This is a genomic window from Parasphingorhabdus sp. (assembly GCF_036964675.1).
Classification (GTDB): domain Bacteria; phylum Pseudomonadota; class Alphaproteobacteria; order Sphingomonadales; family Sphingomonadaceae; genus Parasphingorhabdus.
This window is the reverse complement of sequence record NZ_JBALTF010000022.1, coordinates 1-23,017: the sequence shown is the minus strand read 5'-3', so window position 1 is coordinate 23,017 and position 23,017 is coordinate 1. Positions and strand designations below refer to the sequence as shown.

The following is a 23,017-nucleotide window of genomic DNA, read 5'->3' as shown; positions in this document are numbered from 1 at the left end:
CCCGAAGCCCCAGATTTCCAGCATTTGTGGACCGGGAGCCGGTCGCCGAGTGTGACCTTCCATCTCTCCATCCTCTATTCAGATTGTCAAAGAGCCCGTCCCGCGCCTGTCGCGGGAGCGGTGGCGACAATAAGCGATCGGCGTGGGTGTAGGAAAGCGCCTTGATCAGATCCCAACGCGAAGCTTGAGCCCGACCCGCGTATCCGGCGCGGCGTCCGACAGGCCGATGGCACCATCAACACCGATCCGGACCGAGCGGGTCAGATTGGTGCCGAACCCCATATTGATGCTCTGGCGGTCGCCAATGCTCGATGAAGCGGACTGTTCATAGGAATAAGCGGCGGTCAATGAACTGCTCTTGCCAAGCAGGAGGTGGCTCCCGGCTGTGCCTGACACAATATTGCGGGTTGCGAAATTGTCCGGCTCGCCGATGATCGTGTAGCCGGCACCAACGAAAGGCACGATCGCCCCCAGTTTCTTCGAGAACTGGCCGTTAACGCCATAATCGACCTTGCCGGTTCCCAGTCCCTTCTGCCGCGAGGCGGTAGGAATTTTGACAGAGGCCCCGATGCTGGCATTCACGCCAGAGACAGGCAATTGATAGGCGGCATTGAGCGAGAGGTCTCCGATACCCTCGCGCTTCACCTGACCGGTCTGCGAGCCGCTCGACCCGAGCAAGGGCGTGCCGAACAGCCCGCCCTGATTGATGATCACCTCCTGCGGCGCGGTGGAGGAGATATAGGGCAGCGAAGCGGACGCGCTGAACCGGCCTTTGCTCATGGCCACGCCGGTGGTGGCGAAGGTGGTTTTATAGTCCAGGCCCTCGCCGACATCCCCTTCAACATGCTCAACGCCCGCAAGCAGATGGAACCGGGTTTCGTCCTTGGCGATGCCATGCTCTTCAACGCTGCTATCCTGCGCGAGCGAAGGACTGGCGGCGGCGAGAAATATCGGCAGAATAAGATAGATGCGCATGATGGGTTCGCTCCTTGAAGAGATAGCAAGCGCCTGGGTGCTTGCTCTGTCTGAAGGGAACGAACCGGACTGGCGGTTTAATCCATTTTATTTTGGCAAAGCTGTTCTTGGCCCAGGTTTTGACAGATTTTGGAGCTGTCCGACCCGATATCGCGACGCTAACCGGTCAGGATTTGATCCGGCTGTTGCGCGGCTCGTCGACATGCAGCCGGGCATTTCTGGGGGTCAGGAAATGGATTTTCCGTTTGGGAAAGTCGATCGCGACCTGATCAAATTTGCGCAGCACGTCCATGCCCATCAGCAAGGTCGGCTGGTTGGCCAGACCGAAGCGTTCGAACGGTGGTGCATCGGCGAAGGCCACCGACAGGCTGTCAAAACGGGCGCGGCCGATGCGAAAATCGCGCAAGCGGCCAAATTCCACGCCCAGCGTATCGCCGGTGACAGCGATCAGCAGCTTGTCATCGCCCAATTCTTTCGCGCGTCTCAGCAATCGCTTCTGCAACACCGCATTGCCGATGGAAATCTGCGCCCCGGTATCGACGATGACATTGACCTTGACCCCGGAAATCGTCGCATCGGTGAAGATCAGCTGGCCGGACCGCCGTTTGGCGGTGACCACGATTTCCCTTGAACTTGGTCGGCTGCGTTCTTCGTCGGCATCTTCGATGAAAATCTGGTTCAAGACGAAATCGAACAGGATGCGCTGGTCCTGCAAACCATCGAGGCCCAATATGCCATCGGCGCCGATGTGCCGGGCGGCCAAGACCGGCGAAATCAGGCCTTCATAGCTTTTCTGACCCAGAGTCAGGCTGGGCACATAGACCATGTCGACCATGCTGGTGCCGGCAATGCTCATCAGGGCCGCTGGATCTTCGCCTTCCAGCGCCAGCCGGTCAGCGATTTTACGCGAAATCACGGTCCGTTCTGCGCCGGTGTCGATAACGAAGGCAAAGGGTCCCTTGCCTTCGATGCTGACGGGCACGGTCATCCGTTCGGCGCGGTCTTCGTCGAGATCGACAATTTCGCCTTCGGGATTGATCAATCTGCCCGGCTCAACCGGTTGGCCGAAGGGTACCGGATAGGCCAGTGCCAGAACCGACGCCAGAACAGCGGGCATGCTAGTCAGAAATGCGGACATAGTCTCTCCATTGCAATTTCCCCGGACGCGTCAGCATAGTTTCGTACCCGGCCATTGCCAGACCGATATCATGGACGCACGTCCTGCCTCGACCAACAACCATATTATGCATCCTCCGGAATCAGAAAATAGATTTTGCGGTTGGCAAAGTCGATCGCCACCCGGTCAAATTTGCGCAACGCATCCATGCCCAGAAACAAAGCCGGCTTCTTGTCCAGTTGCAAAGCCTTGAACGGCGCAATATCAGCAAAAGCGATCGGGATGATGCCAAAGCGCGCCCGGCCGATCAGCAATTCCTCGGCAATGCCATAATCGGCCTGCACCGAGCGGCCGGTGACATCGACGAGACTGGTCTGCACCATCGCCGACGATTTCAGGCGCAAGCGTCGTTGCAGCGCCTTGTTGCCGATCGACAGTTGACCGCCGGTGTCGATGATCACGCTGGTTTGCACCCCGGCAATGGTGGCGTTGGTGAAGATCAATTGTCCGGAACGCCGTCTTGCCGTCACCACGATTTCGCGGCGCGACCGGCTTTTCAGCGGCTCGCTGGTGTCCTCGACGGAAATATGGCGCGCGACAAAATCGAACAATATCCGCTGCCCCTGCAGGCTGTCGAGACCGAGCACCCCGTCGGCGCCGATATTGGCGGCGCGGAATGTCGGCGAAATCAGGCTCTCATAGCTGCGCTTGCCAAGCGTCAGGCTGGGGACAAACACGGTCTGCACCACGGTGGTGCCCGCCAGCGCCACAATCGTGACTTCATCCTCGATATCCAGCGCCAGCGCGCCGGCAATTTCCGTGGACAATATCGTCCGCTGCGAGGCCGTATCGATGATGAATTCATAGGGCCCGCCCTTGTCGATCCGGACCGAGACGGTCATCCGTTCGAGCCGATCCTGCGCAATCGCTATCTGTTCGGCATCGGGCTGCAGAAACTGGTCGGGCAAGCTGTCGGCAATAGTGGCTTCGGTCTCGGGTTCTACCGGAACGGACGGCGCGATCTGAGCCGCGAACAGCGACGCACAGACGGGAAACAGCATTGTCGAACAAGCCATTTCATCACTCTACGCCAAAAACCAAATTCGTCCTAATCCTGCGCGATATTGCGCTCCATTCTAGTCCATTTTCATCGCTTCGTTGATCAGCGATTCCGCCTCGATCAGCAGCGCATCGTCGGTCGCGCCCTGAGCGACATGTTCGCGCCCGATCATCACCAACAGAGGCACCGCCAGCGGGCTGACCCGGTCCAGATCGACATGGATCATCGATCCCGCTGCGCGGTCGAGCAGATCGCCCAGCCGCCCGACATCGGTCATCCGCGCTCTTGCGTCCGCCCAGGCGGCCTGCATCAGCACATGGTCGGGTTCATATTTGCGCAATACGTCGAATATCAGATCGGTCGAGAAGGTGACCTGCTTGCCGGTCTTGCGCTTGCCCGGATGCTGTCGCTCGACCAGACCGCTGATCACCGCCACCTCGCGGAACGCGCGTTTGAGCAGATGCGAACCCTCGACCCAGTCGAAAAACTCGTCCTCCAATATATCGGCGCTGAACAAGGCCCCAGGATCGCTGACCGGCTCGACGCTGAAGCAGGCCAAGGCATAATCATTGGCGACAAAGCCGATCGGTTTGAGTCCGCGATCCTCCATCCGCCGGGTCAGCAACATGCCGAGCGACTGATGCGCATTCCAGCCTTCAAAGCTGTAGGCGACCATATAATGCAGCTGCTTGTGTGGAAAGGTCTCGACCAGCAATTGCCCCGGTTCGGGCATCACCGACCGATGATCCTGCATCTCCAGCCATTCCCGGACATCATCGGGAAAGCGGGCCCAGCCGGCCCGGTCGGTCAGAAAGCCGCGCACCCGGTCCGACAAATGGGTGGTCAATGGCAGCCGGGCACCGGAATAGCTCGGGATCATCGCCGCTTTCTTGGACGCCCGGACGATGACATCGCTGCTGTCCATCTTGATCAGCTCGAGGCTCAGGCCGGCAAAGAAGAATGTGTCGCCGACCGACAGCATGGCGGCAAAGCTCTCCTCGACCTTGCCTAGGCTGCGACCGTTCTTGAACCGCACATTCATCATCGCCGCGTCGACGATGATCCCGGCGTTGAGCCGGTGCTGGGCGGCAAATTTCGGGTGGGTCAGGCTCCAGACGCCATTGGCATCCCGGCGCAGACGCTTGAACTTGTCATAGGCCTTGAGCGCATAGCCGCCATCGCGGGTGAAATTCAGCACCCGCTCGAACTGCTCTCTGGTCAGGGCGCTATAGGGCAGGGCCGATTGCACCTCGTCGAGCAGATCATCCTCCTGAAATGGCCCCGCGCAGGCGCAGCTTATGATATGTTGGGCCAGCACATCGAGCCCGCCGGGTCGAAAGGGCTCGCCGTCGCGCCGGCCTTCATTGACCGCATCCATCGCCGCCTGCGCCTCGAGATATTCAAAGCGGTTGCCGGGAACCAGCAGCGCCTTGGATGATATGTCCAGCCGGTGATTGGCGCGGCCGATGCGTTGCAGCAGGCGCGAGGATCCTTTCGGCGCGCCCATCTGGATGACGCAGTCAATATCGCCCCAGTCGACCCCGAGATCGAGCGAGGCGGTGCAGACCAGCGCCCGCATCATGCCTGACGCCATGGCGTTTTCGACCTTGCGCCGTGCTTCCTTTGACAGGCTGCCGTGATGGATGCCGATGGCGAGGTTTTCGTCATTGATGTCCCACAATTTCTGGAAGGTCAGCTCGGCGAGAAAGCGGGTGTTGCAGAAGATCAAGGTCATCCGGTTGCTGCGGACCTGTTCCATCACCTGCGGAATCGCATAGGCGCCGGCATGGCCCGACCAGGGCACGCGCACCGGATCGCCCTCTGGTGTTTCCGGCAGCATGATCGACAGATCGGCCGGCGCACCTTCTTCGCCGCGCACATGGCTGACCGTGTCGATATCGCCATAAGGCGCGAGCCAGGCGCGAAAATCATCCGGTTCGGCAACCGTGGCGGACAGGGCGACGCGCTGCATCTCCGGGGCAATTTTCTGCAGCCGGGCCAGGGACAAAGCGAGCAGGTCGCCGCGCTTGCCGGTGGCAAAGGCGTGCACTTCGTCGATCACCACTCGCCGGAGACCCGCAAACAGGGTGAAACTTTCCTTCTGGCTGAGCAGCAGATTGAGCGATTCCGGCGTGGTCAGCAAGATCTGCGGCGGCTTCACCCGCTGGCGCGCCTTGCGATTGGCCGGCGTATCGCCGCTGCGGGTCTCGACCGTGATCGGCAGACCCATTTCCTCAATCGGTGTCAGCAGGTTGCGCTGCACGTCCACCGCGAGCGCCTTGAGCGGCGAGATATAGAGCGTGTGGAGATTGTTCCGTTCGTGCTGAGCCTGTCGAAGCACCGGGCTTGACGCAACCGAGCCTTCGACAGGCTCAGGGCGAACGGATGCCGCATCTTCAACCAGCTCAACCAGCGTCGGCAAAAACCCGGCCAGTGTCTTGCCCGCGCCCGTCGGTGCCGTCAGCAGCGCGTGCCGTCCCGCCCGCGCCGCCGCGAGCATCGCCAGCTGATGCTCCCGCACCGCCCAGCCGCGCGACGCGAACCAGTCGGTCAGAATCGGCGGAATTTTGTCATCGGCCATTGCGCTCGAATGGCGCTTTATCGCTATTGTTTCAACTCCGCCATCAGCCCGAATAGCTGAACCACATCCGGCGCAGCGCTATCACCCGAATATTCCCGGTACAGCGTCGAAACATTGACCGCGATCCGTTCGGCGTCGCCCCAGCTGGAAAAATCGCCGAGCCTGATATCATGCGCGGCATCGCGCACCGACAGGCCCGCGTCATAGCGCTTGCGCGCTTCCTGATCGATATAGCGCAGATAGTCCTGCACCCGCCGGACGCCGTGGACATCGGTGATCGGGCCATGGCCGGGGACGATGGTTTCAGCCTTGAGATCGATAATCAGGTTGCAGGCGGCAATCCAGTTGGCGACCGGCCCCGCCCACATGATCGGCGTGCCCTCGATGAACAATATGTCGCCGGTAAAAATGGTCTTGTCGTCCGGCACATGGACCATGACGTCTCCCGCCGTATGCGCGGGACCGACTTCGATCAGATCGACCTTTATGTCGCCGACCGTCAGGCGATATTCGCCGCTAAAAGTCTGGGTCGGCAGTTTCTCTTCGACATCGGTGAAATCAAAGCTGCCAAAAATATCCACCAGATATTGCCCGGCCGGCCCCATTGCCCTTGCCTGCGCCATGATCGCAGCGAGCTGGCTGGCCGGCAGTTCGGACATTTCCCGCGCGCTGGCTTCGGAGGCAATCACCTCGGCCTTGTGACAGCAGCCATTGCCATGGGTATGATCACCATTGGCATGGGTGTTGACGATGACCCCAATATCATCCGCGCCGACACCGGCTGCATCCGCCATGACGCCAAGCATCTCGCGAGTCAGCCGGGCGTCAAAAAGCGTATCGACGAGCAAGGATTGGCCGCCATCGGTGATCAGGCCGGCATTGGACCAGCCCCAGCCGCCGTCGGGCTGGAGATAGGCGTAAAGACCGTTGCCGGTTTCAACCAGTCCTTTTTCAAAGGGATATGCCGTCATCTTTTTTCCACCCTTCTGTGCCGCTTGTGATTCATTGTCGCAGCTTTGCAAAGATTTGAACAGAGCAGGCGTGCAAGATGATCGATAATTTGGCGGTGCGTACGGCATCGGAAGCATCGGGCCTCGACAGCGGGCAGATGTTTGATGAGTAAGTGGTCCGGCCATCGCGCCTGATCCTTGCCCGGCCCGCAATATTCCCGTATCTGCCAGTCAGAGAGATTTCAACGCGGCAGACCCAATAAGAGCGACAGAAAATGGACAATCGGGAAACATCAAGAAAACGCGTCGAATGGGGCTTTCTGATCGCACTTCTGGTGATTGTCACGCTGGCATTCGCGGTCCTGATCGAACCGTTTTTTGGCGCCATCGTCTGGGGCGTTGTCGTCGCTGTGCTTTTCCGCCCGGTCTATGAACGGCTTCTGACCTATCTCCCCGGGCGGACCAATATGGTCGCGGGGATCACGCTGATCCTGATATTGCTGCTGGTCGTGGTACCGGCGATCCTGCTCGGCATGGCGCTGGCCCAGGAGGCAGCGAGCCTTTACCTGCGGATAGAGCAGGGAGACATCGATTTCGGCGCGGCGTTCGAGGCGTTTGAAAATTCCCTGCCCCACTGGATGCAGGCCCAGTTGGCCGCATATGGCTATGACGATTTTGCGATCATCAGGGCAGAGATTGAACAATCCATTGCCGCGATTCTCGAATTTCTGGTGACCCAGTTGCTGAGCGTCGGTCAGGGTGCGTTCCAGTTCATGCTCGGCCTTGGCGTGATGCTCTACCTGACCTTTTTCCTGCTGCGCGATGGCCGCGCGCTGACCGAGCGGATCGGCGATATGATTCCGCTGGAGGAGAAAAAACGCGAAATCCTGATGGAAAAATTTCTGGTTGTGATCCGGGCGACGATCAAGGGCAGCCTGATCATCGCGATCATCCAGGGCAGTCTCGGCGGCCTGATATTCTGGGCCCTGGATATCCGCGGCGCTTTGCTATGGGCGGTTTTGATGGGCATGTTTTCCCTGATTCCCGCAATCGGCACCGGATTCGTCTGGGTGCCGGTTGCGCTCTTTTTGCTGGTCACCGGCAATGTCTTGCAGGGTATCGTGCTGATCATCAGCGGTGTGTTCGTGATCAGCATGGTCGACAATCTGGTGCGTCCGATCCTGGTCGGGCGGGACACGCGGATGCCCGACTATGTTGTGCTCATCTCCACTCTCGGCGGGCTACAACTATTCGGGATCAATGGCATTGTGATTGGCCCGTTGGTGGCAGCCCTGTTCATCGCGATCTGGAGCATTTTTTCGGATATGCATCAGGATTCAGGGCCATTGGGCAAGGCTAGCGAATAGCCGCGCAGCGGCCCGCCTCATCCGCCATCGCGATCATCGAGCGGGCATGGCGCAAGGCAACCGCGTGATGGTCGTGGCCATAGCCGCCGCCCAGAGCGCTGGCGACGGGGATGCCCCGGTCACGGGCCCGGCAGATCACCATCCGGTCGCGCTGTTCCAATCCGCGGTCGCTCAAGGAAAGTCGCCCCAGCCGGTCGTCCGCATGCGGATCGACGCCGGCCTGATAGAGCAGTAAGTCCGGCCGGAAACCGTCCAGAACTTCATCCAGAGCTGTGTTCAATATCGCCAGATAATCACCATCGCCAACCGCATCGGCCAGGCCAATATCGCGACTGGAGCGCGCCTTGCGAGTCGGAAAATTCCGCTCGCCATGGATCGACAGGGTGAATATATCCTGCCGTCCGGCCAGCAAGACTGCGGTCCCGTCGCCCTGATGCACGTCGAGGTCGACGATCAGGATCTTGCGGGCATCGCCCTCCGCCAATAGCCGGTTGGCGGTGATCGCCAGATCATTGAACACGCAAAAGCCGGCGCCGGTGTCGGCCAGGGCATGATGGCTGCCGCCGGCGCTGTTCGCGGCATAGCCATGTTCCAGGGCAAGCTGGGCCGCCAGCCAGGTGCCGCCCGACGTATATTGGACCCGGCTGGCAATTTCCGCAGACACCGGAAAACCGATCCGCCGCTCCTTTTCACGGGGCACAGCGGCGGTCAGCACCTGCTCGACATAGTCCGGATCGTGCACGGCCTCGATCCATTGGCGTGGCATTGGTAAAGGTTCATAGACCCGATGCTGGGGCGCATGGGCGCGGATCGCCTCCATCACCAATTGATATTTATCGAAGACAAAGCTGCCGCTTGTCGGGCGCGGTGCGACATAATCGGAATGGTGGACGATATGGAGCATGGCTATTCTAGCGCGGCTTCCGCAGATGATAGGTCAGGGCCATCGCGATGCAATGGCTGACCGCACCAACGGGCAGTCCGTCTTTGACGTCAAACACCACCGCACGGCTGCCATCAAAATTCAATCTGTCATCATATAACTGCTTGTAGCGCTCGATCAGATCGGTCTGGCAATGGATATAGAATGCATATTGGTCGGCCGACTTGTTGTGACGATTGATCCGCACCGTTGTGCCGGACCCGGATGCCGAAGTCAGAAACGCCGGCTCTCCCCATTTGAGCATCTCCTCGAGTGGGCCGATGGCAGGATTATCGCTGGCGACATCCAGAACCAGCCGACGAAGCTGTATCAGCTTCTCAGCCAGCTCTTCCGGAAGACCTTCCCATGCGGCGCGCGTTGATTCGGGAATTTCGTCTCTCATCCCGACTCATTATCAGCCGTTGCATGATCTTGTCACGCCCCGCGAATCAATTGCCCAGGCCGTGCGCCGGTCGACTGGTCGAACCGCCGGATAATTTCCCCGGAAACAATGGTGGCGTCATAGCCGGTCGCGCGCTGGTGCAGTCTTTGCCCGCCCGCTGGCAGATCCCGGACAATTTCCGGCAGATGCAATTCCAGGCGATCCATGTCGATGACATTGAGATCGGCTTTGGCACCAGGTTTCAACAGGCCGCGTTGATGCAGGCCGACGGCGCACGCTGCCTTGTGCGACAGCATATGCACCGCTTCCGACAGGTCAAACCGGAAGCCATTGGCTTTTTGCACATATTGTTTGAGCAAATAGGTCGAGTAGCTGGCGTCGCAAATCGCGCCATAATGGGCACCGCCATCGCCGAGACCGGGGATGCAATGCGGATGGCTGAGCATTTCATGGGCGCTGGCCAGCGTGCCATTCTCATAATTGCCCAGCGCGGCGAGGAACAGGCCCGTGCCATTCGTGTCCAGCAACCGGTCATAGGCAATTTCCTGCGGCGTGCAGCCTTTGGCCGCGGCCTGACCGGCCATGCTCATTTCTTTCGGCGGCGCATAATCCGGCGGATTATCCAGCGGGAACAGCCAGTTCCAGTTGCGGGCCAGCGCGTTGAACGGATGGCCCTGTTCAAATTCCTCGCTCAGTAGCGCTTCACGCAGCCCGGGATCGCGCATTGCTGCAACCTGCTGCTCTATGGACAGGTCGGCGATCCTGGCCCAGCTCGGGCAGAGAATGAACGGATGGACGGTCAGTTCCAGCCCGGCGATCAGCCCGATTGGCCGCGGCATGATCTGGGCGGTGGCTTTGCCGCCGGACGCGTTGGTCCGGTCGAGCATCTCCAGCACCCGGCGCCAGCGCGGCGGGCCGTCATTGCCGGATGCCAGCGTGAAGGTGGCGGGTCGGCCGGAGCTTTCCACGACGCGCTCGATCACCTTATATTCCTTGTCCCAGCCGACAAAGGCGTCGAGCACGACCTGAAACGTGCCGGTTCCGGCATCCGCCATGCCGCCACAAATCGCTTCCAGTTCGGCGATGTCGGCTTCGAATGTCGGTATACTGCCGCCATCTGCGGTCTTGTGAATCGATAGCCGCGAGGTGGCAAAGCCCAGCGCGCCGGCTTCCATCGCTTCGCGGCACAGCTTGCGCATCATCGCCAGATCATCGTCATTGGCCGGCTCGCGCGAGGCGCCGCGCGCACCCATGGCGTAAACCCTAAGTGGCGAGTGCGGCAGATAGGCGGCGACATCGATATCGCGTTTTCCCTTGGCCACAACGTCGAGATATTCCGGAAATGTCTCCCAGTTCCAGGGCAGGCCATCGGCCATCACCACGCCGGGAATATCCTCGACGCCTTCCATCACGTTGATCAGCATATCATGATCTGCCTTGCGGCAGGGCGCAAAGCCGACGCCGCAATTGCCCATGATCGCTGTGGTCACGCCGTGTGAAGAGGAGGGGCTGAGCTCTTCCGCCCAGATGCACTGGCCGTCATAATGGGTGTGGACATCGACAAAGCCGGGGGTGACGATCCTCCCGGTGGCGTCGATTTCTTCGCGGCCTTTACCGGAAAACTGGCCGATCGCCGATATCTTGCCGTCATTGATCGCGATGTCGCCATCGATCAGATCGCCACCGCTGCCGTCAGCGATGGTCCCGCCGCGGATTACCAGATCATATTCACTCATTCTGCCTTACCTCTCATGCCTTGATCCATATCATGATGCCGCCGATCAGCGAGCCCAGCACGAAAATATAGATGGGCGGCATGCTCGCATAGAGCCAGCGCAGTCTTTTTTCCGGAGCCTTGTGATATCCCAGCGCATAGCCGACCCGCATGAACGGCCAGATCAGACCGATAGCCGCTGCCCAATAGGGGCTGACGACATAAGCGAACAGCCACAGGCCGGGCAGGAACAATACCAGATGTTCCAGCGTGTTCTGATGCGCCCGGACATAGCGTTCATATTCGGGAGGACCGCTGTGCGACGGCACCGCGATTTTAAACCGTCCGCGCGCCAGGCCTGCCATCAGCAACGTAAAATAATAAGCCAGCAAAGCCAGTGCGCTGACGATTGCCACATAAATATACGGGTCCATGATCGCTATTCCCCATCCGTCAATCACTCTGTCCTGAACCAATGATAGCGGCCTGACCATAGTGCATTATGATAAGAAATGGATGCCGTGCTGAATCGATGAGGCGAGGGTTGGCTGCTTTTGCCTGTCGGCTCCGGGCAGCGATCGGCCTTGCTGCGCATCATGCCAAGGGGCTAGACCAAATATTGGTAATATTTCCTACTAGTCGGCATCGTGTGAGCGTGGTTTTTGACCGATGTATAGATAAGCACTTGAAATTACACAATATACTAGAACTGGCACGGCCCATGCAATGTTGTTGGTATCTTCGCTAACAGCAACTGCGAAGCACCGATTTAAACCAAGAGGAATTTCAAAATGACCAACGTAAACATCCAGAACCATGTCGCCGCCGCCTTTGCCGCTCTTTTCTCGGCCGCCATCTTGGTTGCCGCAAGTGTCGGTCCAGCTGTTCAACATTCCGCTGCCTTGATCGCATAACGCCAACCCGTAGGAAGGAAAAATCATGCCCCGCTTCTCGCTACGTCAGGAAATCGCCGCCGGTTTCGCCGCCATGTTCTGCTCGGCAATTTTCATAATCTCCGCGGTCGGTCCGGGAACCAACGCCGGCGCGACCTTCATTTGATGCCGATAGACCGGAGTGTATCGGTCTATCGGCTGTCGGGGACTAATGCCCGGCCTGCTCGCCCCGCTCCAGCCCCGATAGCGCCAGCTGCTCGTCAATCTGCGCCATCAACCGGTCGAGACCCTCCTGCGATTTCGCTTCGGCGCGGGCGACCAGCACATCCTGGGTATTGCTTGCCCGCAGCAGCCACCAGCCGTCTTCGGTATTGACCCGTGCGCCGTCGGTGTCGTTGACCGCCGCGCCGCTGGCCGAAAGCCGCTCCAGCACTTCATCGATCACCGCAAATTTTCGGCTTTCATCAACCTGAAAACGCATTTCCGGCGTGTTGATCATATCGATCATATCGCTGCGCAACTGCGTCACGCTCTTGCCGATATTGGTCGCCGCCTGAATCAGCCGGATCGCGGCATAAGGCGCGTCGTCAAAGCCATAATAATCATGTTTGAAAAACACATGGCCGCTCATCTCGCCGGCGAGCGGTGAGCCAGTTTCCTTCATTTTCGACTTGATCAGACTATGGCCGGTCTTCCACATCAGCGGCTTGCCGCCGAGCTCCGCGATCCGGTCGTACAGCGCCTGTGACGCCTTGACGTCGGCGATGATCGTCGCGCCAGGCTCGCTTTTCAGCACATCCTCGGCATAGATTTGCAGCAATTGATCCCCCCAGATCACCCGTCCTTCACCATCAATCGCACCGATCCGGTCGCCGTCGCCGTCAAAGGCCACGCCGAAATCGAGACCTTTCTCCGCCACCAGCGCTTTCAGATCCGCAAGGTTCTTTTCCTCGGTGGGATCGGGGTGATGATTGGGGAAGCTGCCATCGACATCGGTGTAGAGAAGATGATGCTCGCCGGCGCCGCGCTCGGTCAGCAGCCTGGTCAATTTCTCGATCACCGGTCCGGCTGCGCCGTTGCCGCAATCCCAGCCGACTTTGAATGCGCCGCCGGTGAAGTTTTTCAGCAGGCGCTCGACATATTCATCTTCGATATCGATCCGTTCGAGCGTTCCGCTGCCCTGATCCCAGTCACCGTTCGTCGCCATGGTGCCAAGTCCCAATATGTCGGCGCCGAAAAAGGGGCGACCCTGAAACACCATCTTGAAGCCATTATAATTGGCAGGATTGTGGCTGCCGGTAATCATTATGCCGCCCTGGACCATTTTTAGTACAGATTCGGCATAATAAAGCATCGGAGTGGGGCCCATTCCGACAGAAATTGCATTGATTCCCGCATCATTGAGGCCACGGACAAGCGCGTCTTCCAGCATCGGTGAGCTCTCGCGCCCGTCAAATCCGGTCGCAACCGCTGTGCCGCCATCGCGGGCGATCAATGTCCCGAAACCCCGGCCAATGGCATAGGCATCTTCCGCGCCCAGCGTCTCGCCGATAATACCGCGAATGTCATATTCGCGCAAAGAAGTGGGGTGGAAATTGTGCGAGGTCGGAGCGTTCATGACAGGGGCCTTGGCTGGTTGAATTTGCCGGTGCCTATAGGTTGAAAATGTTGGAAAATCTAGCGCAACCGTTGCTATGCGACGGGATCGCTACCGGCGGCTGGATGCTTCCAGTTCTTCCAGTAACAGGTCGCGCGCCCGGTTGATCATCTTCGCCAGTTGCTCGTCCCCGCCATTGTCGGGATGATGTTCCGCCAGCCGTTCTTTCCAGGCGGCATTGATCTCGACAAACCCGGCACCGTCGCTGACTCCCAGCAGCGAGCGCGCCCGGTCCAGTTCGAAATTGCGCGGTTTGCGCTTCGTTTCGACGTTATCGCGCGCCGGTATCAGGATCCGCCAGCCACTAAGAAAGGCTGCGCCCGCCAGCATCGCTCCGCCCATGATCCAGCCGCCGCTGCGCAGGAAATTCGCGCCCAATAGTGCGATCACCAGCGCCAGCCATTGATTGGGGGTCATCCGCTTTGCCTTGCCCGACAATATCAGCCAGGTCAGAATCGCACCGCCAAAGATGAGCAATGGCATCATCGGTCAGGCCACCAGCTTGGGCTTTAAAGGGGCGGGCGCATCGGCGTCGGTTGCCTGTTGGCCGGTTTGCGGCAGCGCGAGATGCTTGATCAGTTCCCGCAATTCCTGCCGCGCCGCCAAATGGCTGGTCGCGAGCCGGCCGAGATGTTTCTTGTCGAGCATCGTCAGGCCTGAAGGGAAAAGCTCGCGGTAAATGACCCGCTCGCTAAGTCCGGGAATCAAGCGGAATCCGACGCGCTGCGACAATTCGGCCAGCGCTGCGACAATCCGTTTCATATTATGCGCCTCGACATATTGGGTCCGGTTTCGCAGCAACACCCAGTCGATCGTTGCGCCATCCGCCTTGGCCCGCTCTTTGCGCGCTTCCCAGATCAGTTCCGCGTAAAAACTCAGTTTGCGAACCTTGTAGGTCTCCGGATCCACCTGCCCGATCAGATCGAAATCGACGAAACTGTCATTGATTGGCGTTACCAGCGTATTCGCTCGTGTCGCTACAAAGCGGGCGAATTTGTCGTCGCGGCCCGGCGTGTCAAAAAGCAGAAAATCGGACGTCTGTGACATCCGTTCAATCATTTGCTCCAGCCCGGCAAGACTGTCCTGTTCGAACACTTCATAATGCGGCTGTGGAATATCGATATTCAGCCGCTTCATCGTCGCGTCGCGGTTTTCCAGATAGCGGTAAGATGTGCGCTGGCGCGGATCGAGATCGATGATCCCGACCTTGTGACCCTGATAGGCAAGGGCCACTGCAACATGAACCGCGGTGGTCGATTTGCCGGTTCCGCCTTTTTCATTGGCGAAGACGATATGATGCGCATTACTGGTCACGTTTTGATCGATATCCCTGTTCTTGGCCCTTGCGAAGGCGGGTCCACCGTCCCATAGCTTACACGAGCTTTACAGAAAAATCTAAACGCAAAGAGTGATGCATGCAAATTGTTCGACAGCTTGACCCGCTGCGGGACGCTTTGGCGGGGTTTCGCAAAGCCGGTACCAAAATCGGGCTGGTTCCGACGATGGGCGCGCTGCACGCGGGGCATATGCGGCTGGTGGAAGTGGCGATGGAACAATGCGATGCGGTTGTGGCGTCGATTTTTGTCAATCCAGCCCAGTTCGGTGAGGGAGAGGATCTCGATGCCTACCCGCGTCAGGAAGCCGCCGATGCCGCATTGCTGGAGGCGGCGGGCGTGGCCGTGCTGTGGGCACCAACGGCGGATCAGATCTATCCATCCGGCTATGCCACCAATGTCAGCGTGAGGGGAATCAGCGACGGACTGTGCGGCGCGGCGCGACCGGGCCATTTTGACGGTGTCGCCACAGTGGTGGCGAAATTGTTCAACCAGATCCGCCCCGATGCCGCGTTTTTCGGAGAAAAAGACTATCAGCAGCTCGCGGTCATCCGGCGGATGGCGCGCGACCTTGATTTCACCCATGACATTATCGGTGTCCCGACGGTCCGTGATCCCGACGGCCTCGCCTTGTCGTCGCGCAACGCCTATTTGACCGCGGAGCAAAGGGCTGATGCCGTGGCGCTCCCCGAAGCGATGCGGGAAGCGGCTAAAGCGATTGCGGCTGGCGGCAGGGTTACGGAGATATTGGCGGAGGCCAAGGTACATATGCTTGCTTCCGGCTTTCACAAAATTGACTATCTCGAACTGCGCGATGCCAATATGCTGGCGCTACTCGATGATTTTACACAGCCAGCCCGTCTTTTTGTCGCCGCCCATATCGGCCGGACCCGGTTGATTGACAATATCGCTGTTTCCTAGGGCCGCAACACCATTTTGTTAACCAAGGATATTTGTAAAAATGCCCGGTTTCGGGGATTTTGATATCGATGAACAAGACTTTCTGCCTTTTGCGTTAACCATTTCTTTAGAACATTGCGTCGAAAGTCGGCCTGTCGCCAAAACTGCGGCAACAGGAACAGGGACTGACAATATGGGCAACAGCATGAAAAGCGCCGCCTTTCTAATCGAAAGCCGCCTCGCCGAGGCATCGCACGGCAGCAGCAATGCATATTTTGATCTGGGTGTGATCTATTCTACCGGATCGGATGGCGTCGACGTCGATTTGATCGAAGCGCATAAATGGTTCAATCTGGCGGCCTTGTCCGGCCATGACGAGAGCAAGACCTGCCGCGCAGAAATCTCGCTTGAAATGACGGCCCGCGAAATTGCCGAAGCCCAGCGGGAAGCGCGTGCTTGGCTACAGGAAAATACCCGCCGCGCAGCCTAAGCCTAAACCGATTTTTTAAACGGCCCCATATCGGCCAGAAATTCAATATCGGCAGCGACCGCCTGCCGCTCGCGATCAAGATAATCAGCGATTGCCCGGCGAAAGCCCGGATCGACAATATAATGGGCTGACCAGGTCGGCACCGGCTGATAGCCCCGCGCCAGTTTGTGGCTGCCTTGGGCGCCGGCCTCTACCGTTTTCAATCCGCGCGCTATGGCGGCGTCAATCGCCTGATAATAGCAAATCTCGAAATGCAGGAACGGGATATTGCGTGTGCATCCCCAATAGCGGCCGTACAGCGTCTCCGTGCCCATGATATTGAGCGCGCCCGCCACCGGGACGCCGTCCTGCATCGCAAATATCAGCAGCAGCTTGTTCGCCATTTTCTGCTGCAACAGATCAAAGGCGCTGCGGGTCAGATAGGGTTGTCCCCATTTGCGCATCCCGGTATCCTGATAAAATTCCCAGAAATAGTCCCAATGATGCGGTTGAATTTCATCTCCTGACAGGTGAACAATGTCCACCGCTTCCTGAGCCTTGGCCCGTTCCCGCCGGATCGCCTTGCGTTTCCGCGAAGACAGGGCCGCGAGAAAATCATCGAAGCTTTCATAGCCGTCATTGCGCCAGTGGAACTGGCTGTCGGTGCGAATCATCCAGCCGGCTTCGCGAAAATGGTCGAGTTGGTCGTCGCTGACAAATGTCGCATGGACCGATGAAATCCCGTTATTTTCCGCCAATTGCTCCGCTGCTCGCAGCAACGGCACCGCGAGAGATTCGTCGCGCATCAGCAGGCGCGGACCCGGCACGGGGGAAAAAGGTGCGGCGATCTGGATCTTGGGATAATATTGGCCGCCGGCATTTTCATAGGCATGCGCCCATTGCTGATCGAAAATATATTCGCCCTGGCTGTGCGATTTGAGATAGCTGGGCAGGCAGGCGGCGATTTCCCCGGCCTTGTCCTCGATAATGATCGGCAGGGATTTCCAGCCGGTACCGGGGCCGACACTGCCCGATTCCTCCATCGCCGAAAGAAAGCCATGCGAGACAAACGGATTGGCCGGACCGGCACAAGCATCCCACTGGTCTGCGGGCAGGCTGGCGATATCATCGGCAACGCGGGCGAGAATCTCGGTTGGGGCTGCGGAAGAAACGGACATAGCGATCAGCTCTCCGGTATCTCGTAAACCGGTTCGTCGGCATATCGGAAGGCGGTTTTTTCCTGTTCGGCGGACCGGACGGTCCAGGTTACGATGGGCAGGCCGCGCGCGCGCTGGGCAGCGGCGAAGCGGGACGGCAGATCGCGGATATCATAGGCCAGAAAATCGGGCTGTGCCGTCCACAGATTGCGGTGGCGGGCGATCCGTCCGCGCCAGTTCTTGCTACCCTCTTCCGTCACCACCAGTCCGCGGACTATATGTTTGGCATTTTTGCGAAACCAGACACCGACCAGCGGGTTGAAGGACATGACGGCAGCTTGGCCGCCATAGCCTTCCAGTGCCCTGCGCACCGACAGGCACAGCGGGCCGATCCGCATGTTGCGCGACTTTATTTCTATCAGGACCGGCACCCTACCGGCCACCTGAGCCAGAGTTTCGCGCAAGCGCGGAATCTTGCCATGGCCGCCGTTCAGCTGGATCTGGTCAATATCCTTTGCCCGCATTTTTGCGATCGGGCCGGTTCGATCGGTCAACCGGTCCAGCTCATAATCATGAAAGACAAAGGCGCGGCCATCTTCTGCCGCCTGGACATCGCACTCTATCCCGTGGCCAAGCTTGATCGCTGCCTCGAAGGCGGCGGGACTGTTTTCCAGCACGCCATTGCCATGCAGCCCGCGATGCGCATAGGGCTGGCCTTTCAGAAAAGCCACACGGCCGGGCGCCGGAGCCGGCGCAAGCGCATTGTCGAGCAGCGTCCCGATCACTCGGGTTTCAGGGCAATGATGGCGTCGACCTCGACCGCAACACCGAGCGGCAGCGATGCTACCCCGACGGCGCTTCGGGCGTGCAGTCCGGCAGCCCCGAAAATCACCTCCATCATGTCGGAACAGCCATTGGCGACCTTGGGATGGTCGGTATAGTCGGCGGTGCTGTTGACGAAGACGCCCAGTTTGACGATGCGGTCGACCCGGTCGAGCGATCCAGCCGCCTTCTTGATCTGCGCCGCGATCATCAGCGCACAGGCCTTGGCCGCCTGTTGCCCCTCTGCCAGCGACATATTGTCCCCCAGCCGTCCGGTGATCAACTGGCCATCTTGCATCGACACCTGGCCGCTGATGTGGAGCAATCCATTGACTTCAACGGCAGGGACATAAGAGGCAACGGGAGCAGCGGCGGCAGGCAAGTCAATGCCCTTGGCTGCCAGGGCTTTTTCGATATTGTCAGTCATAGGGCAAACTCTCACGCATGATTGGCAGGGTCAAGCTCTTGCGAAGGCAAGTCCATCGCCGGAGCGGGTTCGGCATTGTCAAACTTGTCCGATATCCAGGCCATCGCGTCGCCCCACATGTCGATGCGGGCGTGGGCAGCAAGATTCGTCTGGATATGTTTCGCCATGATCGGCTCGCCGACCATCTGCAGCCGCCAGACATCGGGGGCGTGTTTGGCGACACTGCCATGCTGGTGACCCAGATCATCGACAAAGACGGTAACGGCAGGCTGGAATTCCGCGATGATGCTGTTCAGCAGCTCGCCCTTGCCGCCCTGATTGGTATAGACGGGGAAATCGATGCCGACAGCCTTGAGCTGTGCTGCCCGCGCTTCACGGCGATCATCCAGCAGATTGGTCAATATCACGACATCGGCAATTTCACCGAGCTTGTTGATTGATTCTACTGCGCCTTCAATAGCGCCCTGCCGGTGCATTTCGGTATCAAAAAATTCCTTCAGCATCGGCCAGATTTGTTCGGGCAGAACCTGGGTGCCGTCATGTTTGTGGCGCAGTGCATTGGCAAAATCGCTACCATTTTCAAGATCGAAATGGATGTGCTTGTCGCTATCCAGCCATTGCTGGAAGGGCACCACCATATGCAGCAAGACTTCGTCGCAGTCGCTGATCAGAAGCGGCTTGTTATTCATGAAAATCTCCGGGAGCGTTAAGATGCTGCGCTGCGGCAGCAAGTTTGGCGGGGGCGACACCGATGGCCTCTGCACAGGCGACAAGATCGGGTTCGTGATTGGCGAGAAAGCCGAGCAGCGATGCCAGCATGGTCGGATCTTCGAGTCCGGACCTCAGTTCGCGCGGATCCAGCCCGGTCAGAGCGAGCAGACGCTCCGCCCGATCCTGATCCTGCAGCACCCAGCCGAGCGCCTGCAAGGCGATGATTTCGCTATCCGGCCCGAGATTGGGATTTGTTTCCATTGCCGCTTTCGCCTAATGGGTCGGCAGCAAGTTTGAAAGGGCAAAACCGATCGTGGCAAAAAGAGTGTTGGTGGTCGAGGACAATGAATTGAACCTCAAACTATTCTGCGACCTGCTGCGGGCCCATGGTTTTGTGGTCGAACCGGTCAGCGACGGCCGGGAAGTGCTCGAAAAGGCGCGCAGCTTCGTGCCGAATCTGATCGTGATGGATATCCAGCTGCCCCATGTCAGCGGTCTGGAACTGATCGAGCAGATCAAGAAAGACGGTCAGCTCAAGATCATTCCGATCATGGCCGTGACCGCTTATGCCGGCAAGGGTGATGAAGACCGGATATTGAGTGCCGGGGCAGAGGCTTATGTTTCAAAGCCGATATCGGTCGCGAAATTCATCGAATCGGTGCAGCAGGTTCTGCACCGCTAAAGCATGGCCAAAAGCTGCTTATTTGATTTTGGCTTCTTTGAATTCGACGTGCTTGCGGACAACCGGATCATATTTGCGCTGCACCATTTTTTCGGTGAGATTGCGCGGATTTTTGCGGGTTACATAGAAAAAGCCGGTATCCGCGGTGCTGACGAGTTTGATCTTTACATTGGCTGGTTTCGCCATGGTGCATTCCTTAAGGCAGAAGCTGAAATAAAAAGAGCGACGCAATTCGGCGCCGCATTCGTTCCCGACGCTAATGGTGAAAATAGCACCTGATGTCAAGAAAAAGCCTCTATCATGTCCCTGCTGGCTAATTGCATTCCCTTTACGACTTCTTAACCATGTTTTTGCATGGTCGCATTGAAGCAGGGAGCAATTGCAATGAATCATGATCAAAATCTTTTTGTGCAGGCCGAAATGCTGAATTTGCTCGATGATTTGCCGGCGGAACTGGCCGATCAGCACCCTCTTCAGTTTCTTATGCACCTGGACCATGTTCGGCAAAAAGCAACGCAGCATCGGCTGTCCGCGCTGCGTGATCTTAGCTGTGCATTGGAAAGTGCCTTGCAACCAGCCATGCAGAATGGCGGTGCCACGACTATTGCGCGCTCCTATCTCGAAGCGATGCGCGCGACTCTCGATTGCGGTGAGATCAATCCGGCCATGACCGAAGCGCTCATGGCCAATGTAGCGCTCCGCCTTGGCGGGCAGACCTAGCCGCCCGGGCAGTGGATGCATTTCTAACTTCGCTTTTTGCCTTGGCGCTCGCAGAATTTGGCGATCGGCCGCAGATTCTTTGCGCCGCTCTGGCTATCAGATATGGCCGTGTGTCCCCGATTCTCTGGGGCCTGGGTTTGGCCACGCTTTGCAATTGCCTGATTTCCGTTATCGCTGGCTCCGCCGTCCATCAGTGGATCAGCGAAGACGCCTTGCAGCTTTTTTACGCTCTGTCGCTGATTTCTGCCGGCTTTGGCATGGTGGCCTGGCGCCGGCCGGTCGATTTGCTGCAAAAATGGCGATTGGGGCCGTTCTGGACATCGTTTCTGGGTCTCTTCATTCTGCAACTTGGTGACAAGGGACAATTTGTTCTGATGGCCACCGCCGCGCGAACGGATATGGCGGCTTTCGCTGCGGCGGGAGGATGGATCGGGGTGATGAGCGCTTGCCTGCCCGCTGTCCTGTTCCACCGGCAACTGGCCGAGCATATCCCGATGGCACCGATTCGCCATGCAGGCGGCGCTGCCTTCCTTCTGGTCGGCGCCATATTGGCGCTCGGCGCATGGGGAATATTTTGACGCTGGCCCGGCAACCATGTGCCGGCCGCTAGATTGATATTATCAATCTGAGAGAGCAAGTCTTCCCGTTATCTTGAACTGCCAACAAACTGTATGCCTCCTGATATAGGATCAAAAATCCAAAAAGGAGAATGACAATGACCACGGGCGACAATGCAAAAAAGGCTGTAGCCGAAGCACTGAACGGAATATTGGCGGACAGTTTTGCACTCTATCTCAAGACCAAAAACTTTCACTGGCATGTTTCCGGACCCCATTTTCGGGACTATCATCTCATGTTTGATGAGCATGCGGCGCAGATTATCGCCACTACCGACCTGATCGCCGAGCGAGTCCGCAAAAACGGACATCGCACCCTCACCTCCATTGGCGATATCGCCAAACGACAGAGCATCGCCGACAATGACGATGCCAAGGTCGCGGCGCCGGATATGCTGGCTGAATTGCGCGCAGACAACCAGAAGCTCGTGGACAAGCTGCGGGAAGCCAAGGAACTGGCGGGGGAAGCGGGCGACAATGCCACCGATGGCCTGCTTGATGACTGGACCGACCAGGCCGAAGAACGCGCCTGGTTCCTGCTGGAGATTGCGCAGAAAGACTGAGCAAAGGCCAAGCATCGTTCGCCGAACCGGATAGATGCATCCAGTCAAACCACACTCCCGCCGCTAGCCTGCAAGTGCAAACAGGCGGTGGGAGTCGTTTTGGCTGAAAGGGACCAAGGCCCGCTGCGAAAACATAAAATATGCAATAATAATCCGGTTTTGTGCGTTTCCCTGCCGCAGAAATCCGGTCTTTCTCGCCCATGCATCATGTGCGGACAAATTTCTGTTCTGATTTAGACGAGGAAATATAGTAAATTAATGACTCAAGCCTACGCCGACTGGCTATTCCAGAGGATATTCTTCCTTGATCAGGCATTTCGGACAAGCAAAGCGGTCTTTACTTTTGCATTCAGCGGCGGGGGCAATTGTGGCATTGACCCTGGCTTCACCTGTTCAGGCGATTGTTCCCGGTCAAAATGAAACCAGTGTCTCGATTGTGGATGAAGATGGCGGCGTGAATGGCGTCGGCCAAATGGTCATTGATCAGCAAAATGGCTTCATTGGCCTGTGCACAGGGACGCTGATAAATCCAAGAACAGTTTTATTTGCAGCGCACTGCGTGAATAGCCACCCGGAAGACGCCTATGGTTCCAGTACCGGTGGTGTTCCGATCAGTTTTGGATTTTCCGTTGATAATTTTCCTGCAATCCTGAATTGGTTCGGAAGCGTATTTCGCACCAATACTGCTGATTTTCTCTACAATGTTAATCAGGTTAACTGAAACATCGGATCAGCTCCGACCGGCTTTTTGGAAGCCAACGTTGCTTTGGCGACGCTGGATACGCCAGCAGCGGATATTCCGACCTGGGCATTTTATTTTCTGCTTTGCCCGATCCCGGGGCAATTGATCCGGTAACCGGCACAGGATATCATGTTAACCAGACAGGCTATGGTGCCACCGGTAATTTCGCACAAGGAGCGGTCGAGGGGATTGATTTTCGCCGACGGCTGGTTGAAAATTATCTCGGTGTTCTCG

26 protein-coding genes are annotated in these 23,017 nt (G+C 58.1%); 7 read left to right on the top strand and 19 right to left on the bottom strand.

Translation table 11 applies throughout. The features are described from left to right. Positions 1-165 precede the first annotated feature (165 nt). From V7665_RS05890 to V7665_RS05870, 5 genes are all read right to left on the bottom strand, one after another. A complete protein-coding gene (locus V7665_RS05890) occupies positions 166-975 on the bottom strand; it encodes a transporter (protein ID WP_335663608.1) in 810 nt (269 codons plus the stop codon). Between the two features lie 166 nt (positions 976-1,141). After that, positions 1,142-2,113, bottom strand: coding sequence for a retroviral-like aspartic protease family protein (locus V7665_RS05885; protein WP_335663607.1), 972 nt, complete (start codon positions 2,111-2,113; stop codon positions 1,142-1,144). 104 nt (positions 2,114-2,217) lie between these two features. Further along, positions 2,218-3,168 (bottom strand): retroviral-like aspartic protease family protein, encoded by a 951-nt coding sequence (locus V7665_RS05880; protein ID WP_335663606.1) that lies wholly within the window; start codon positions 3,166-3,168, stop codon positions 2,218-2,220. A 60-nt stretch (positions 3,169-3,228) separates the two neighbouring features. Beyond that, entirely contained in the window at positions 3,229-5,733 is a 2,505-nt protein-coding gene (locus V7665_RS05875) for a ligase-associated DNA damage response DEXH box helicase (protein ID WP_335663605.1), read from the bottom strand. Between the two features lie 23 nt (positions 5,734-5,756). Then, positions 5,757-6,704: an MBL fold metallo-hydrolase gene (locus V7665_RS05870; RefSeq protein ID WP_335663604.1), complete on the bottom strand. Its 948-nt coding sequence runs from the start codon at positions 6,702-6,704 to the stop codon at positions 5,757-5,759. 254 nt (positions 6,705-6,958) lie between these two features. On the opposite strand from V7665_RS05870, the gene V7665_RS05865 reads away from it, so the two are divergent. Beyond that, positions 6,959-8,050: an AI-2E family transporter gene (locus V7665_RS05865; RefSeq protein ID WP_335663603.1), complete on the top strand. Its 1,092-nt coding sequence runs from the start codon at positions 6,959-6,961 to the stop codon at positions 8,048-8,050. Here V7665_RS05865 and V7665_RS05860 read toward each other — a convergent pair. From V7665_RS05860 to V7665_RS05825, 8 genes are all read right to left on the bottom strand, one after another. Then, the gene (locus V7665_RS05860) at positions 8,040-8,954 is read right to left on the bottom strand and encodes a histone deacetylase family protein (RefSeq protein ID WP_335663602.1); all 915 of its coding nucleotides are present in this window, start codon (positions 8,952-8,954) and stop codon (positions 8,040-8,042) included. The genes V7665_RS05865 and V7665_RS05860 overlap by 11 nt on opposite strands. Before the next feature lie 7 nt (positions 8,955-8,961). Continuing rightward, positions 8,962-9,375, bottom strand: coding sequence for a DUF1801 domain-containing protein (locus V7665_RS05855; RefSeq protein ID WP_335663601.1), 414 nt, complete (start codon positions 9,373-9,375; stop codon positions 8,962-8,964). Between the two features lie 32 nt (positions 9,376-9,407). Next, a complete protein-coding gene (locus V7665_RS05850) occupies positions 9,408-11,111 on the bottom strand; it encodes an N-acyl-D-amino-acid deacylase family protein (protein ID WP_335663600.1) in 1,704 nt (567 codons plus the stop codon). A 13-nt stretch (positions 11,112-11,124) separates the two neighbouring features. After that, positions 11,125-11,523 (bottom strand): MAPEG family protein, encoded by a 399-nt coding sequence (locus V7665_RS05845; RefSeq protein ID WP_335663599.1) that lies wholly within the window; start codon positions 11,521-11,523, stop codon positions 11,125-11,127. A gap of 201 nt (positions 11,524-11,724) precedes the next feature. Next, complete coding sequence (locus V7665_RS05840) at positions 11,725-12,030, bottom strand: hypothetical protein (protein WP_335663598.1); 306 nt, start codon at positions 12,028-12,030, stop codon at positions 11,725-11,727. Between the two features lie 160 nt (positions 12,031-12,190). After that, positions 12,191-13,600: a phosphoglucomutase/phosphomannomutase PgmG gene (pgmG, locus tag V7665_RS05835; RefSeq protein WP_335663597.1), complete on the bottom strand. Its 1,410-nt coding sequence runs from the start codon at positions 13,598-13,600 to the stop codon at positions 12,191-12,193. Positions 13,601-13,690: 90 nt separating this feature from the next. Then, positions 13,691-14,125, bottom strand: coding sequence for a J domain-containing protein (locus V7665_RS05830; protein ID WP_335663596.1), 435 nt, complete (start codon positions 14,123-14,125; stop codon positions 13,691-13,693). 3 nt (positions 14,126-14,128) lie between these two features. After that, the gene (locus V7665_RS05825) at positions 14,129-14,953 is read right to left on the bottom strand and encodes a division plane positioning ATPase MipZ (protein WP_335663595.1); all 825 of its coding nucleotides are present in this window, start codon (positions 14,951-14,953) and stop codon (positions 14,129-14,131) included. A 101-nt stretch (positions 14,954-15,054) separates the two neighbouring features. On the opposite strand from V7665_RS05825, the gene panC reads away from it, so the two are divergent. Together panC and V7665_RS05815 are read left to right on the top strand one after the other, a co-directional pair. Continuing rightward, positions 15,055-15,894, top strand: a complete 840-nt coding sequence (gene panC, locus V7665_RS05820; protein WP_335663594.1) for a pantoate--beta-alanine ligase — start codon at positions 15,055-15,057, stop codon at positions 15,892-15,894. 172 nt (positions 15,895-16,066) lie between these two features. Next, entirely contained in the window at positions 16,067-16,363 is a 297-nt protein-coding gene (locus tag V7665_RS05815; RefSeq protein WP_335663593.1) for a hypothetical protein, read from the top strand. A 2-nt stretch (positions 16,364-16,365) separates the two neighbouring features. Here V7665_RS05815 and V7665_RS05810 read toward each other — a convergent pair whose 3' ends face one another. Genes V7665_RS05810 through V7665_RS05790 form a run of 5 tightly spaced genes read right to left on the bottom strand, consistent with a single transcriptional unit; the run spans position 16,366 to position 19,720 of the window. Then, entirely contained in the window at positions 16,366-17,520 is a 1,155-nt protein-coding gene (locus V7665_RS05810) for a GNAT family N-acetyltransferase (RefSeq protein WP_335663592.1), read from the bottom strand. A gap of 5 nt (positions 17,521-17,525) precedes the next feature. Then, positions 17,526-18,284 carry a glycerophosphodiester phosphodiesterase family protein gene (locus V7665_RS05805; protein WP_335663591.1) on the bottom strand — a complete coding sequence of 253 codons (759 nt, stop codon included), beginning with the start codon at positions 18,282-18,284 and terminating at the stop codon, positions 17,526-17,528. Continuing rightward, the gene (locus V7665_RS05800; protein WP_335663590.1) at positions 18,281-18,748 is read right to left on the bottom strand and encodes a RidA family protein; all 468 of its coding nucleotides are present in this window, start codon (positions 18,746-18,748) and stop codon (positions 18,281-18,283) included. Before V7665_RS05800 ends, V7665_RS05805 begins: the two co-directional genes overlap by 4 nt. Positions 18,749-18,759: 11 nt before the next feature. Next, positions 18,760-19,437 (bottom strand): HAD family hydrolase, encoded by a 678-nt coding sequence (locus V7665_RS05795; protein WP_335663589.1) that lies wholly within the window; start codon positions 19,435-19,437, stop codon positions 18,760-18,762. Further along, positions 19,430-19,720 carry a DUF3572 domain-containing protein gene (locus tag V7665_RS05790; protein WP_335663588.1) on the bottom strand — a complete coding sequence of 97 codons (291 nt, stop codon included), beginning with the start codon at positions 19,718-19,720 and terminating at the stop codon, positions 19,430-19,432. The genes V7665_RS05795 and V7665_RS05790 overlap by 8 nt, the downstream gene beginning before the upstream one ends. 52 nt (positions 19,721-19,772) lie before the next feature. On the opposite strand from V7665_RS05790, the gene V7665_RS05785 reads away from it, so the two are divergent. Continuing rightward, the gene (locus V7665_RS05785; RefSeq protein WP_323798998.1) at positions 19,773-20,141 is read left to right on the top strand and encodes a response regulator; all 369 of its coding nucleotides are present in this window, start codon (positions 19,773-19,775) and stop codon (positions 20,139-20,141) included. A gap of 18 nt (positions 20,142-20,159) precedes the next feature. Here V7665_RS05785 and rpmG read toward each other — a convergent pair whose 3' ends face one another. Continuing rightward, the gene (rpmG, locus tag V7665_RS05780) at positions 20,160-20,327 is read right to left on the bottom strand and encodes a 50S ribosomal protein L33 (protein ID WP_066741431.1); all 168 of its coding nucleotides are present in this window, start codon (positions 20,325-20,327) and stop codon (positions 20,160-20,162) included. A gap of 545 nt (positions 20,328-20,872) precedes the next feature. On the opposite strand from rpmG, the gene V7665_RS05775 reads away from it, so the two are divergent. From V7665_RS05775 to V7665_RS05765, 3 genes are all read left to right on the top strand, one after another. Then, complete coding sequence (locus V7665_RS05775) at positions 20,873-21,439, top strand: TMEM165/GDT1 family protein (RefSeq protein ID WP_335663587.1); 567 nt, start codon at positions 20,873-20,875, stop codon at positions 21,437-21,439. A 131-nt stretch (positions 21,440-21,570) separates the two neighbouring features. Further along, on the top strand, positions 21,571-22,041 hold the full coding sequence (locus V7665_RS05770) for a Dps family protein (protein ID WP_335663586.1): 471 nt from the start codon (positions 21,571-21,573) through the stop codon (positions 22,039-22,041). A 304-nt stretch (positions 22,042-22,345) separates the two neighbouring features. Then, positions 22,346-22,762 (top strand): trypsin-like serine protease, encoded by a 417-nt coding sequence (locus V7665_RS05765; RefSeq protein ID WP_335663585.1) that lies wholly within the window; start codon positions 22,346-22,348, stop codon positions 22,760-22,762. The last annotated feature ends 255 nt before the right edge of the window (positions 22,763-23,017 follow it).

Excerpts from the sequence above, each read along its gene's own strand:
- V7665_RS05890 (WP_335663608.1), bottom strand. The coding sequence starts at position 975 with ATGCGCATCTATCTTATTCTGCCGATATTTCTCGCCGCCGCCAGTCCT.
- V7665_RS05885 (WP_335663607.1), bottom strand. The coding sequence starts at position 2,113 with ATGTCCGCATTTCTGACTAGCATGCCCGCTGTTCTGGCGTCGGTTCTG.
- V7665_RS05880 (WP_335663606.1), bottom strand. The coding sequence starts at position 3,168 with ATGGCTTGTTCGACAATGCTGTTTCCCGTCTGTGCGTCGCTGTTCGCG.
- V7665_RS05875 (WP_335663605.1), bottom strand. The coding sequence starts at position 5,733 with ATGGCCGATGACAAAATTCCGCCGATTCTGACCGACTGGTTCGCGTCG.
- V7665_RS05870 (WP_335663604.1), bottom strand. The coding sequence starts at position 6,704 with ATGACGGCATATCCCTTTGAAAAAGGACTGGTTGAAACCGGCAACGGT.
- V7665_RS05865 (WP_335663603.1), top strand. The coding sequence starts at position 6,959 with ATGGACAATCGGGAAACATCAAGAAAACGCGTCGAATGGGGCTTTCTG.
- V7665_RS05860 (WP_335663602.1), bottom strand. The coding sequence starts at position 8,954 with ATGCTCCATATCGTCCACCATTCCGATTATGTCGCACCGCGCCCGACA.
- V7665_RS05855 (WP_335663601.1), bottom strand. The coding sequence starts at position 9,375 with ATGAGAGACGAAATTCCCGAATCAACGCGCGCCGCATGGGAAGGTCTT.
- V7665_RS05850 (WP_335663600.1), bottom strand. The coding sequence starts at position 11,111 with ATGAGTGAATATGATCTGGTAATCCGCGGCGGGACCATCGCTGACGGC.
- V7665_RS05845 (WP_335663599.1), bottom strand. The coding sequence starts at position 11,523 with ATGGACCCGTATATTTATGTGGCAATCGTCAGCGCACTGGCTTTGCTG.
- V7665_RS05840 (WP_335663598.1), bottom strand. The coding sequence starts at position 12,030 with ATGATTTTTCCTTCCTACGGGTTGGCGTTATGCGATCAAGGCAGCGGA.
- pgmG (WP_335663597.1), bottom strand. The coding sequence starts at position 13,600 with ATGAACGCTCCGACCTCGCACAATTTCCACCCCACTTCTTTGCGCGAA.
- V7665_RS05830 (WP_335663596.1), bottom strand. The coding sequence starts at position 14,125 with ATGATGCCATTGCTCATCTTTGGCGGTGCGATTCTGACCTGGCTGATA.
- panC (WP_335663594.1), top strand. The coding sequence starts at position 15,055 with ATGCAAATTGTTCGACAGCTTGACCCGCTGCGGGACGCTTTGGCGGGG.
- V7665_RS05815 (WP_335663593.1), top strand. The coding sequence starts at position 16,067 with ATGGGCAACAGCATGAAAAGCGCCGCCTTTCTAATCGAAAGCCGCCTC.
- V7665_RS05810 (WP_335663592.1), bottom strand. The coding sequence starts at position 17,520 with ATGTCCGTTTCTTCCGCAGCCCCAACCGAGATTCTCGCCCGCGTTGCC.
- V7665_RS05800 (WP_335663590.1), bottom strand. The coding sequence starts at position 18,748 with ATGACTGACAATATCGAAAAAGCCCTGGCAGCCAAGGGCATTGACTTG.
- V7665_RS05795 (WP_335663589.1), bottom strand. The coding sequence starts at position 19,437 with ATGAATAACAAGCCGCTTCTGATCAGCGACTGCGACGAAGTCTTGCTG.
- V7665_RS05790 (WP_335663588.1), bottom strand. The coding sequence starts at position 19,720 with ATGGAAACAAATCCCAATCTCGGGCCGGATAGCGAAATCATCGCCTTG.
- rpmG (WP_066741431.1), bottom strand. The coding sequence starts at position 20,327 with ATGGCGAAACCAGCCAATGTAAAGATCAAACTCGTCAGCACCGCGGAT.
- V7665_RS05770 (WP_335663586.1), top strand. The coding sequence starts at position 21,571 with ATGACAATGACCACGGGCGACAATGCAAAAAAGGCTGTAGCCGAAGCA.